This window comes from Psychrobacter sp. W2-37-MNA-CIBAN-0211 (genome assembly GCF_040309405.1).
GTDB classification, from domain to species: Bacteria; Pseudomonadota; Gammaproteobacteria; order Pseudomonadales; family Moraxellaceae; genus Psychrobacter; species Psychrobacter glaciei.
The window spans coordinates 1-1,197 of the sequence record NZ_JBEOOU010000034.1 but is presented as its reverse complement, the minus strand read 5'-3'; the positions used below and the strand labels follow the sequence as shown (position 1 = coordinate 1,197).

Here is a 1,197-nt window from a genome sequence, read left to right as displayed (position 1 = left end):
AACACCATTAGAAGTTAACCAATCTCTCAAAAATTGTTTATCGTAAGAGTCTTGAGATTTACCAACTTCGTATTTAGCAGCATTCCAGGGGATCCTCTAGAGTAAACGCTAGCGCTTTCCGGCAATCAGGCGGGACTGACGGCAGATCGTATGCTGGTCCTGTCCAGAGCCGGGCAGGCGGCAGGGCTGACGTTTAACCAGACCAGCGAGTCACTCAGCGCACTGGTTAAGGCGGGGGTAAGCGGTGAGGCTCAGATTGCGTCCATCAGCCAGAGTGTGGCGCGTTTCTCCTCTGCATCCGGCGTGGAGGTGGACAAGGTCGCTGAAGCCTTCGGGAAGCTGACCACAGACCCGACGTCGGGGCTGACGGCGATGGCTCGCCAGTTCCATAACGTGTCGGCGGAGCAGATTGCGTATGTTGCTCAGTTGCAGCGTTCCGGCGATGAAGCCGGGGCATTGCAGGCGGCGAACGAGGTCGCAACGAAAGGGTTTGATGACCAGACCCGCCGCCTGAAAGAGAACATGGGCACGCTGGAGACCTGGGCAGACAGGACTGCGCGGGCATTCAAATCCATGTGGGATGCGGTGCTGGATATTGGTCGTCCTGATACCGCGCAGGAGATGCTGATTAAGGCAGAGGCTGCGTATAAGAAAGCAGACGACATCTGGAATCTGCGCAAGGATGATTATTTTGTTAACGATGAAGCGCGGGCGCGTTACTGGGATGATCGTGAAAAGGCCCGTCTTGCGCTTGAAGCCGCCCGAGAGAAGGCTGAGCAGCAGACTCAACAGGACAAAAATGCGCAGCAGCAGAGCGATACCGAAGCGTCACGGCTGAAATATACCGAAGAGGCGCAGAAGGCTTACGAACGGCTGCAGACGCCGCTGGAGAAATATACCGCCCGTCAGGAAGAACTGAACAAGGCACTGAAAGACGGGAAAATCCTGCAGGCGGATTACAACACGCTGATGGCGGCGGCGAAAAAGGATTATGAAGCGACGCTGAAAAAGCCGAAACAGTCCAGCGTGAAGGTGTCTGCGGGCGATCGTCAGGAAGACAGTGCTCATGCTGCCCTGCTGACGCTTCAGGCAGAACTCCGGACGCTGGAGAGCGCTGCCGGACCTGCAGGCATGCAAGCTTGGCACTGGCCGTCGTTTTACAACGTCGTGACTGGGAAAACCCTGGCGTTACCCAAC

Annotated in this window: 1 protein-coding gene and 1 pseudogene; one reads left to right on the top strand and one right to left on the bottom strand. The window is 56.5% G+C overall.

The genetic code is table 11. The annotated features are described in order from the left end of the window. Positions 1-93: phosphoribosylaminoimidazolesuccinocarboxamide synthase (locus AAEY72_RS14135; RefSeq protein ID WP_352311129.1), on the bottom strand; the 93-nt coding region annotated here is incomplete at its 3' end. Positions 94-120: 27 nt separating this feature from the next. On the opposite strand from AAEY72_RS14135, the pseudogene AAEY72_RS14130 reads away from it, so the two are divergent. Next, positions 121-1,197 (top strand): annotated as a pseudogene (locus AAEY72_RS14130) (phage tail length tape measure family protein); the annotation flags it as partial.